9 protein-coding genes are annotated in these 10,898 nt (G+C 47.3%); 3 read left to right on the forward strand and 6 right to left on the reverse strand.

Features of this window, described 5'->3' with window-relative positions:
- Positions 1 to 4: 4 nt before the first annotated feature.
- The 3 genes from NOG12_RS10590 to NOG12_RS10600 form a co-directional block, all read right to left on the reverse strand.
- Positions 5 to 493 (reverse strand): methylated-DNA--[protein]-cysteine S-methyltransferase, encoded by a 489-nt coding sequence (locus NOG12_RS10590; RefSeq protein WP_313933251.1) that lies wholly within the window; start codon positions 491 to 493, stop codon positions 5 to 7.
- A gap of 18 nt (positions 494 to 511) precedes the next feature.
- Positions 512 to 1,489, reverse strand: a complete 978-nt coding sequence (locus NOG12_RS10595; protein ID WP_313933252.1) for a hypothetical protein — start codon at positions 1,487 to 1,489, stop codon at positions 512 to 514.
- 100 nt (positions 1,490 to 1,589) lie between these two features.
- Positions 1,590 to 3,269: an NAD-dependent malic enzyme gene (locus NOG12_RS10600; RefSeq protein WP_313933253.1), complete on the reverse strand. Its 1,680-nt coding sequence runs from the start codon at positions 3,267 to 3,269 to the stop codon at positions 1,590 to 1,592.
- Positions 3,270 to 3,339: 70 nt separating this feature from the next.
- Here NOG12_RS10600 and NOG12_RS10605 point away from each other — a divergent pair, with 70 nt between their 5' ends.
- Positions 3,340 to 3,783: an OsmC family protein gene (locus NOG12_RS10605; RefSeq protein ID WP_153826879.1), complete on the forward strand. Its 444-nt coding sequence runs from the start codon at positions 3,340 to 3,342 to the stop codon at positions 3,781 to 3,783.
- A gap of 19 nt (positions 3,784 to 3,802) precedes the next feature.
- Here NOG12_RS10605 and NOG12_RS10610 read toward each other — a convergent pair whose 3' ends face one another.
- Together NOG12_RS10610 and NOG12_RS10615 are read right to left on the reverse strand one after the other, a co-directional pair.
- A complete protein-coding gene (locus tag NOG12_RS10610) occupies positions 3,803 to 4,498 on the reverse strand; it encodes a 2OG-Fe(II) oxygenase (RefSeq protein ID WP_313933254.1) in 696 nt (231 codons plus the stop codon).
- A gap of 109 nt (positions 4,499 to 4,607) precedes the next feature.
- On the reverse strand, positions 4,608 to 5,045 hold the full coding sequence (locus NOG12_RS10615) for a DUF488 domain-containing protein (RefSeq protein WP_313933255.1): 438 nt from the start codon (positions 5,043 to 5,045) through the stop codon (positions 4,608 to 4,610).
- A 104-nt stretch (positions 5,046 to 5,149) separates the two neighbouring features.
- Here NOG12_RS10615 and NOG12_RS10620 point away from each other — a divergent pair, with 104 nt between their 5' ends.
- Positions 5,150 to 7,681, forward strand: coding sequence for an ExeM/NucH family extracellular endonuclease (locus NOG12_RS10620; protein ID WP_313933256.1), 2,532 nt, complete (start codon positions 5,150 to 5,152; stop codon positions 7,679 to 7,681).
- An 88-nt stretch (positions 7,682 to 7,769) separates the two neighbouring features.
- Here NOG12_RS10620 and rnk read toward each other — a convergent pair whose 3' ends face one another.
- Complete coding sequence (gene rnk / locus NOG12_RS10625; RefSeq protein ID WP_313933257.1) at positions 7,770 to 8,162, reverse strand: nucleoside diphosphate kinase regulator; 393 nt, start codon at positions 8,160 to 8,162, stop codon at positions 7,770 to 7,772.
- Between the two features lie 499 nt (positions 8,163 to 8,661).
- Here rnk and NOG12_RS10630 point away from each other — a divergent pair, with 499 nt between their 5' ends.
- A complete protein-coding gene (locus tag NOG12_RS10630; protein ID WP_313933258.1) occupies positions 8,662 to 10,818 on the forward strand; it encodes a S46 family peptidase in 2,157 nt (718 codons plus the stop codon).
- Positions 10,819 to 10,898 lie beyond the last annotated feature (80 nt).

The raw sequence follows: 10,898 nt of genomic DNA on the forward strand, positions 1-10,898 counted from the left end.
CGCATTACCAACTTCCTTCCAAACGTAATAAAGCTTCTTTTTTATCTAGGCCGCCAGCGTAACCCGTAAGGGTTCCGTTGGCACCGATCACCCGATGACATGGAATTACTATCGCAATGGGGTTACGGCTATTCGCCATGCCGACAGCTCGTACCGCTTTGGGCTTGGCGATACTGTTTGCGATGGTTTGATAGCTGACGGTAGTGCCAGAGGGAATGGTACACAGAGCTTGCCACACTTGTTGCTGAAACGCAGTGCCAGCCGCAGCTAACGGTAGGTCAAACTGGGTTAATTGTCCGGCAAAATAGGCCTCTAGTTGCTTTGCCGCTTGTTCGGTGAGGGCACTGGGTGCGGCTAAAGCATCGGGTTCAGCAACAAAATCAATAGCGGTTATGGCTTCACCAACACCCTTGATGTTGCGCTCATTCAAGTCTCTACGGCTGGTAATGATAAGCGGCCCCAATGGACTCATGATGGCTTGCTGAAAAATCATTAAAAACCTCGTCGTGTTTTAGTTACCAAATAGCATCTCGATTTCAAAGCCAACTAGCCAGCGTGGCTGTCGTGTTTCGATAACAACTTCGCGCGGCCAATGGACACCTACCCAAGTTTGAAAATACAGCCAATCGCGTGAGTAGCGACTGCGGTGGATGGCGCGTAGCCCGACATCTTGCAGTGGAACTTGATGTCTGGTTTCGCCATACCACCAAATTTCAGCGCCGATGGCGCGCTCGTGGTGGTACATGTAATAGATTTTTTCTGACGCATGCCAACGTACGCCTTCAGTGCGTTCGGCAAAGGTGCCGCGTACCCACGCCTTGTTGAACCATCGGTCTGTGAGCGCGGTATCAACAGTGACGGTTTGTGCTACGCCAAAACCATCACTATCGCGCCAAAAAGCAACGGATTGCAGTCGGTATTCGGTATTTTCATCGGCAATGGTTTCGTAACGATAGCGTGCTCTTACGTAGGGGTCTAGATTAATTCCGCCGCGGATACCAGCGCCAAAAGATAAGCTGTGATGGTCTTCAATATAGGGATCAAAGCCAAGCCCAAGCATCCATTCTTCGTCGGCTTGGTCACGCCGAATCACCGAGGGGCGTGTTTGTTGGGTATCGTTAATAAAATCATCGAAGTCACCACGTCCGATAATGGCAGAAAAACGACGTTTGGCATGAGGGAAAACCACTTTAGCGCGAAAACTAGAATCAATCGAAAAGCCATCGTATTCATCCCACTCTGGGATTAGCGTCAGGCTACCACTGGCGGTGTTGTAATCCGCTGGGTTGATTTCATCGGTAAAAAACGAGTCTAGCCAACGCGCAGAGGCGTTGACTGAGTAGGTTAAACCTTCGCGAAATTTATCAACCAAGGCTGTGTCGTCGGCTTGCTCGGTCTGCTCGGCTTGTTCTGTTTGCTCCACCTGTTTGGCTTGCTCTGCTGCTTGCGCAGCTGTGCTTGAGCACCCCAGCCCAACACCGCACAGCAAACTAAAAAAAAGGCATCGCCCCAGCCGTCGCATGTATCTTCTCCAGCTAATAGATGCCTTTGAAGATACAAAGATTATGGTAACGATGCCAGCGTATTCATTAAATACTTACACGTTTATATTGACGGTATTGCGGGGTCCAGAAATTGGCATCAATTTTCTGCTGCAGTTGCTCGTCGCTGATCTCTAAGGCTAAGCCTTGCGCTTGGGCCACTTTAGCAACCGCAAAAGCTATTGCCTTGCTTAATTGGGCAATGGCAGTTAAGCCAGGTAATAGGCAATCACCCTCGCCGGTAACCCTTGGTGAATGAGCTGCCAGCGTATTACTGGCGGCCATTAGCATCTCATCACTGATGATGCGAGCTTTCACCGCCAACACACCGAGACCAATCCCCGGGAAAATATAGCTGTTGTTACACTGGGCTATAGGGTACTGCTGGCCTTTATAAGTGACTGGGTCGAACGGGCTACCGGTGGCAATAATAGCTTGTCCGTCAGTCCATTCAATGACATGGGCTGGATGTGCCTCGATCTGTCGGGATGGATTAGACAGCGGAAAAATAATTGGCTGCTCAGTGTATTGCTGCATGGCACGAATCACCTGCTCAGTAAACAGCCCCGGTTGACCCGATACGCCAATCAAAATGCCAGGTTGGGCACAATGCATCACATCCAACAAGGAGGCGTAATCACCGCTATGTTGCCAGTCTTGTAATTGGTTAAGCGGCTGCGCTAGGGCCTGCTGAAAGTCGCGTAAATCGGCCATACCTTCGGTTAATAGACCAAACCGGTCGACCATAAAGATTTGCTGGCGCGCTTGGGCATCAGTAAGGCCTTCGGCAACCATTTGCTGAATGATTTGCTCAGCGATACCACACCCGGCAGAACCCGCCCCCACAAAGGCCACTTTTTGATCACGTAGGCGCACGTTTTTAGCTTTACAGGCCGCCAACAAAGTACCAACAGTGACTGCAGCCGTACCCTGAATATCGTCGTTAAAGCAGCAGACTTCGTTGCGGTACTTACGCAAAATAGGCATAGCATTGGGTTGGGCAAAATCTTCAAACTGGATCATGGCTTCAGGCCAACGTCGCTTCACGGCATGCATGAAGCGTTCAATGAAAGCGTCGTAGTCAGCTTGGTCAATACGCTTATGCCGAGCGCCCATGTACATAGGATCGTTTAGGAGCTTTTCGTTGTTGGTACCCACATCTAAACAAACTGGCAAGGTATAGGCCGGGCTGATACCACCACAGGCGGTGTACAAACTTAATTTACCAATGGGAATACCCATGCCGCCAATGCCTTGGTCACCTAAGCCGAGAATCCGCTCGCCATCGGTAACCACAATCACCTTAACTTTACGTTTGGTGGCATTGCGTAAAATGTCGTCCATTTGATCTTGTTCTTCGTAAGAGATAAATAATCCGCGCGAAGAACGATAAATATCAGAGAATTGTTCACATGCATCACCTACAGTAGGGGTGTAGATAATCGGCATCATCTCTTCGAGATTATCGGTGAGCAAGCGGTAGAAAAGAGTTTCGTTATTATCTTGAATGGCCCGCAAATAAATATGTTTGTTGATGGCGGTATCAAAACTTGAATACTGCAGGTAACAACGCTTTACTTGTTCTTCAATCGTTTCGTATCGTGGCGGCAGTAGCCCGGTTAGATTAAAGGCGGCACGCTCGTCGCGTGTAAAAGCACTCCCCTTGTTGAGCAATGGGGTTTCTAACAGGTTGGGGCCTGCATAGGGAATATACAACGGATTCTTCATGAATCATTCTCCTTGCACGAAGGGGTATTAGTTACGACGCACTATTATTGCAGAAAAATAGGAGTACGGCATGGCAAATCCAGCAATTGATATAAAACTTCAGTTAATCGAGAACTACAAGTTTGAAATTGACTTCGGTGAGTTTGGGCAGATGGTAACGGATGAGCATGAGCCCGTTGGGCATGGTGAGGGGCCAGGTCCAAGTCAGTTGTTAGCCACTGCTGTGGCGAACTGTCTAGCGGCGAGTTTAATGTTTGCTATTCGCAAGTTTAAAGGTGACCCAGGCCAAGTTTGGGCGCGTGTAAGTGGCGATCCAGAACGAGTTGATGGTCGTTGGCGCATCACTAACTTAGCGGTAGAGCTACATTTGGGGCAACCAGCTGCCAGTATCGACAAACTGGAGCGGGTGCTGGAACAGTTTGAAGATTTCTGTGTGGTTACTCAGAGCGTACGCAGTGGTATTGATGTTGCAGTCACTGTGTTAGACAGCGATGGTCAAGTGCTTAACACTTAATCACGCCTGTGGGCAACCGTTAAGGAAAAATACGGTTGCCCTGATTCAATAAAATCCAACTGGTGAGAATGTATTTATCATTAGAAACAGGCACAGTGCCGCGGTGGGTATGTGTAAAGTATCCGGGGGCTATCACCATCCGTCCCTGTTTGGGTTGGATAGAGCGTTGCTGGTAATAAAAATCGGTGCTTCCGCCTTGTTCTACATCATTCAAATAAAACATGAATAACAAGGTGCGATGCAGCGCTTCGGTACTGTTCTTTTCTGGAAAAACCTCACAATGCCAGTAATTATAATTGCCGCGCCCTTGCGCGTACTTTTGCGCTTGAATTGGGCCTAGTCGATACAGCAACTGCATAAAGGCCAACTCTTGTCCGGCCGCAACTTCATTAAAATTTTCGTGGGTTAGATGAACCGGTTCACCGGTGCTAGGGTGGCGAACTTGGAGACCTACCGGCGCAATCAACGCAAAGTGATATTTTTTGAAATACTCGAGCGCATAACGAGTCGTGACATCACAGATGGTGGCCAGTGGTGCGGCGTACTCTTGATGTTGGTTAAGATAGAGGTCTTCACTGATTTTCTTGTTGGTATCCACCCCACCGCCAGTGCGACCGGTCGTGAGGTGCGGGCTCTGCTCAAAAGTGTCAATAAAGTTTTGGCAAAACTCAGCAGATAGCGCGTTATCATACACTTCAATAAAATCAGTCGTCACAGCATGCTCCAGCAGTAATAGTGTGGATGCCTACCTATGTGGGTAGTCCATAAATGGCTCATAGCCAGCTTTTTGAATTGCTTGAGCTTAGCAGGATGCGCTGCGGCTGTTAATCCCAATGATTAAATTGCTTACCGTAGCAAACGGGGGAGCTTGGTTCATCGCTAGCTGCTACATCTTCGGCATGTAAACGCTGAATTAGCTCATGTTGCAACACCGGCAGGTGGGATTGCTGCAGGTCTTTAACAGCACTGAGCAAAGTAATAGGCCCTTGCCGAATCATGCGCATGAGTTCCAATAAGGGTTGATCTAACTCTGCTAATTCGGCTTGATAGGCAGGTACGAATTCAGCATAGCTTAATTCACCACGATGGTATTGCTGTCGTAGCTTGGTTGAGGGGCAAACCGCCTGGCACCAAAGATCAATCTGAGCTTTAGTTTTGCTAAGGCCCCGTGGCCAAAGTCGATCAGCTAACACTCGTTTACCATCGTCGCTCTGAGCCGCGTCATACACTCTTTTTAACTTTATAGCGTCATTAATCTGCAATCTTGTCACCCGTTTGTCACAAAAAGTCATTAAAATGTTAATCGTTCTGGGTTATAGTACAAGACCCTACACTCTAGGCTTACACAACAACAAGAGATTAGACTATGAAACGTCACAATATTGCTCTTGCACTTACGGCGCTTTTGGCCAGTAGCGCAGCTAGTGCAGACATTATCATTTCTGAATATATCGAAGGTTCTTCGAACAATAAAGCGATTGAACTTTTTAACACCACAGATGCTACCGTTGACTTAAGTCAGTATGCTTTACAGCGTTTTTCTAATGGTGGCACCAGCCCAACAAACATTGCGTTAAGCGGCACTCTCGCAGCTAAATCAACTTACGTTTTAGTACATTCATCAGCCAACGCTACCTTGAAAGGTTATGCTGATATCGAAACCACAGACATTAACCACAACGGTGATGACGGTTGGGCGTTGGTTAAAGGCGACGTGATTGTTGATAGCTTCGGCAAATTAGGTGAAGACCCAGGCACAGCGTGGGAAAGCGGTGACGTTAGTACAGTAAATATGACCTTGCGCCGTAAAGATGCGGTGATGACTGGTGATAGCAACTTTGAAGATGCCTTTGACCCAGCGGTCGAATGGGATGCCTTTGCTCAGGATACTTTTGACGGTTTAGGTTCGCATGCTGGTTATGCTGGTAGCGATCCAGAGCCAGAGCCAGAGCCGGAGCCAGAACCAACTGAGTTTGGTGTGTGTGGCGACAGCGCCCACCGTATTTCAGCTATTCAAGGCAACGCTTTATCTGAAGCTACTGGTGCCTCACCTTTAGTGGGCCAAATTGTTATCGTAGAAGCGGTTGTGACTGGTGTTTATAAGTCAGGCGAGCGTCCGTTAAACGGTTTCTTCTTGCAAGAAGAAGATGCTCATCAAGACGATGATCCAAACAGCTCAGAAGGTATTTTCGTTTATTCACCAACCGATACTTATGCTCCAGTTGCGGGTCAATTAGTACGGATACAAGGTGAAGTAGCTGAATACTTTAATGGCACTCAATTATCAAACATCAGCAACATGGTTGTTTGTGCGGAAGGCCAAGATGTGACTCCAGCTGCATTAGAACTGCCACTTACTTCACGCGACGAGTTTGAGCGTTTTGAAGGTATGTTGGTACAAGTGCAACACCCAGTAGTAGTGACTGGTACCGACCAATTAGGCCAGTACGGTGAATTTAAAGTGGCCGATGAGCGCCTTATGACACCTACTGAAATTGCCGCACCTGGTGAACCAGCTAAAGCGGTCGCTGCTGCCAAAGCTGCGCGTGTGTTCCGCATTGATGACGCTCGCAGCGTAACTAATGCTACCGACGTGCCTTTCCCTCCAGGCGGTTTAAGTGCCGATAACACCTTGCGTTTAGGTACAGAAATCACCAATCCACAAGGTATCATGCACTACTCGTTTGACGAGTATCGTTTGTTACCAACTCAAGATTTACAATTTGTTGATGTCAACCCACGTACTACTGCTCCGGCAGCAGCAGAAATGGGTGACGTGCGCGTGGCTGTCTTCAACCTGTTGAACTTGTTTAACGGTGACGGCCAAGGCGGTGGCTTCCCGACCGAGCGTGGCGCGAACAATATTCTTGAATACGATCGTCAATTACCTAAAGCAGTTGCTGCCATCCTGGGCTTACAAGCCGATGTGGTTGGTTTAATTGAGTTAGAAAATGACGGTAATGGTGAAAACAGCATGTTGGTGCAGTTAGTTGCAGCACTTAACGACGCTGGTGACTCTGAGTGGGCCTTCGTTAACGTTGGCGGCTCAGGTATTATCGGTGGCGATGCTATTACTAACGCTATTATTTACCGTACAGACCGTGTTGCTGAAACCGGTACTGGCGTATTCACCACCCAGGTACCGTTTGATTACGGTAGCCGTCCTCCAGTAGCACAAACCTTTAAAGACTTAGTGAACGAAGATGAATTTACTTTCGTAGTAGCGCACTTACGCTCTAAAGGAAGCTGTAGCAGCAGCGCTGCTGATGGTGACAAAGACACTGGCGATGGCCAAGGTTGCTGGAATGCGACTCGCGTAGCGGCAGTAGAGAAGTTACAAGAGTGGTTAGCAGGTCACCCAACTGGACGTACTGACGAAGACGTTATCGTGATGGGCGACATGAATGCTTACACCATGGAAGACCCAATCACTGCAATGGTTGAAGGTGGCTTTACTAACCTGAAGGCAGCCTTTGCAGAAGAAGGTCAAGCTACTTATACTTACTGGTATCGTGATGAGTCAGGTAGTCTAGAGCACGCGTTCGGTTCAGAAGCTATGACTGCGAAAGTTGTTGCAGCTCAAGCTTGGCACATCAATGTTGACGAACCTAAGGTATTCGACTACAACCTTGAGTACAAAGATATCCCATTAGATACTCAATACTATAACGAAGACCCGTATCGTAGCTCTGACCACGATCCAGTTATCGTTGCCTTTACCACGGTTGAGTCTAACCCAGATGACGATGGCGGTACTGACCCAGACATAGAAGATCCAGGTGCGGAAACGCCAGAAGAAGAGCATGTGAACATCGATCATGCTACTACTAGCAGCTCGTTCCCACTGTGGTTTGGTTTAGTTGCCCTGTTAATGGCAGGTTTCCGTCGCCGCGCTTAAGCGCTACTGCGGATTCAGTTAACGACAACTTTAAAAGGCGCCTGAGGATAACTCCGGCGCCTTTTTCATTTGGATTTACAGTATCTTGTTAAGCCGCAACAGGGGCAGGGCTGACGGCAATGATCTCCACATGACGGACGCTCCCATTGAGCGGCCAATCAATACTTTGCCCCACGCGTAAACCTATCAGTGCACTGCCAACGGGTGCGAAAATCGAAATTCCATCCTCATGATTGGCTAGCTGCTCTGGATAACACAGCGTTTTGGAAAACTCTTTGTTCAACTCTGCAATTCTAAAAGTAACGCGCGAACCCATGGCGATGACATCGCTGGGCAAATCTTGATGCTTCACCACTTTAGCGCGAGCTAACTCGTTTTCTAGCGCTAACACTTGCTCGTTGGCGTGTGGCATTTTTTCTATATACCGTTCAATGGTCGCGACATCGGCCGCACTTAAAATAATGTCTGGTTTGTTTTGCATGATCTACTCCAACTGACAGCTTAAAAAATCTTGTTAGAAGCTAACAAGTTAAGATGTAACAGTGTCTATGTTTGTATTAATCAACTACGAAAGGGTTAAATAACTAAGCTATGAAACTATCTTGCGAATATATTACGAAAAGGACAGTCGAGTTCGTGCCGGGCGCTGCTTGCGTCCGGCCAACTTAGGAAAGGTGAGCGTGGTGCTCATTATGCGAAAGTTTGATTTGAACATATCCTAAGTATTGATTAAATACAGGCAATCGTCAATCACCTTGAGATAAACCTGTGACTGAGTCGATATTAAGGCTGCTGCGACAATCTTGGTTACATTTCATAATTGACTTTGACGCGCTAGCAGCGAATGATTGGGAAACCTATAGCTGATAATTTAGCTTTATTTAAGAAGACTTAACTAACTACATATTTAATTGATAGGCCAAGCTGGCTTATTTATTAAATATCAACTTCAACAGACCAAGAGACATGGCAGCAATATCATGAAAAAAACACTTATTGCGTTAGCATTGTTAAGTGCTCCGGCGCTAGCTGACGAAGGCATGTGGATGCCGCAACAACTACCTGACATCGCTAAGCAGTTAAAAGCAGCTGGCTTAAAGCTAAACCCGAAAGAGCTCACTCAGCTGACTGAGTTCCCGATGGGAGCTATCGTAAGTTTGGGCGGTTGTTCAGCATCTTTTGTGAGCCCGCAAGGGTTAGTGGCGACTAACCACCACTGTGTTTATAACAGCATTGCTTACAACTCAACTCCAGAAAACGATCTGCTGGCTAATGGTTTCTTAGCTAAAGCTCTTAGTGACGAAGTAGCGGCAGCTCCTGGTAGCCGTATTTATGTGACCAAAGCCGTTGACAATGTCACCGATAAAATCATTGATAAAGCTACGGCTAAGCTTACTGGTCAAGCTCGTATTAATGCCATTGAGGCCAACCAAAAAGCTTTAGTAGCAGCCTGTGAAGCTGACGAAGGACACCGCTGTACGGTCGCTTCTTACTACGGTGGTTTAGAGTTTTATCTCATTAAGCAATTAGAAATTAAAGATGTACGCTTAGTTCATGCTCCAGCCGAAGGGGTGGGCAAATTTGGTGGCGATACTGACAACTGGATGTGGCCGCGCCACACTGGTGATTACAGCTTCTATCGTGCTTATGTTAGCCCTGAAGGTAAATCAGCTGAATATTCAGAAGATAACGTGCCTTATCAGCCAGAATTTCATATCAAGTTAGCTAAAAAGCCACTGCAAGAAGGCGACTTCGTGATGGCATTAGGCTATCCAGGCCGCACTAACCGTCATCGTCTGCCATCTGAAGTGCTAGATACCTTTGAATGGAGCTACCCGAATACGGTTAGTCGCTTTAAAGAAACGTTAGACATCATTGCTGAGCAAACTGCGGACAACAAAGACGCTGAACTGAAATACGCAAGCCGTGTGGCGGGTTTGAATAACTACATGAAGAACCGTCAAGGCATGCTCGATAGCTATGCAGAAAGCGATTTATTAGAGCGCAAGCAAGCTGAGCATACAGCGTTAAAAGAGTGGGTTAATAGCAATAAGAAGAATCGTGCTGCTTATGCCGCTGATTTAGAGGCCATTGAAGCTCTTTTGAAAAAGGCCCAGGACGAAGGTCGCAAGAGTTATACGTTAGATGTGGCTACACCACGTTTATTGGGTATGGCCAAAGCTCTGTATCGTTTGAGTAACGAGCAAACCAAGCCTAATGCGGAACGTAAAGCCGGATTCCAAGAGCGTGATTTACCACGCTACCGTGCCTTCGTTGCAGGCTTAGATCGTAGTTTTGATGTGAGCGTTGAAAAAGCCTTAGATAAGCACTTTTTAGCGCGTTACGTTGCGCTACCTAAGACCGAGCGCGATGCTCAGTTTGATGCCGCTATGGGCATTACTGATAATATGAGCACCAACGATTTACATGCCTTAATCGACAGCTGGTATGCCAGTACCTTGTTTACTGATGGTAAGGCTCGGGCTGCCTTGTTAGAGCAAAGTCCTGAGCAGTTTGCGCAGAGCTCAGATCCTTTCATTAAAGCGGCTGTAGCTATGTGGGATTACGACCGTGAGCAAGAAGCAGAAGCCGAAGAGCACGCAGGTAAGGTTCAGCAAGCTTACGCAAACTACATGAAAGCAAAAATCGCCTTTATGAAGGCGCAAGGTAAAGCTGTTTATCCAGATGCGAACAACACCTTGCGGGTCACCTACGGTAATGTGACAGGACGTGACCATGGAACTCATGATGGTACTGCGTGGACTGCCTTCACTACCTTACGTGGGATTGCCGATAAAGCTACCGGTGAGGGCGAGTTTAATGCGCCACAAGCGCAATTAGACAAGATTAAGGCAAAAGACTACGGTGATTACTATGTCAAGAGCTTAGACTCGGTACCGGTGAATTACCTAGCAACCCTTGATATTACTGGCGGTAACTCAGGCTCTGCGGTATTAAACGATAAAGCAGAATTAGTTGGTCTCGCCTTTGATGGAACGCTTGATTCGATTATTTCTGATTGGGATTTCAATCTAGACAATACTCGCTCTATTCAAGTGGATTCTCGCTTCATGCTTTGGCAAATGGAAAAAGTAGACGGCGCAGATGAACTATTGCGTGAGCTTGGGGTGAAATAATCACCTTGTTATAGCTAATAAAAACGGGCCATTTGGGCTAATGCCGATCAGTTAAGAAATATTTTAGCGATCGGTTGACC

This window comes from Pseudidiomarina fusca, assembly GCF_032227045.1.
Lineage (GTDB): Bacteria > Pseudomonadota > Gammaproteobacteria > Enterobacterales > Alteromonadaceae > Pseudidiomarina > Pseudidiomarina fusca.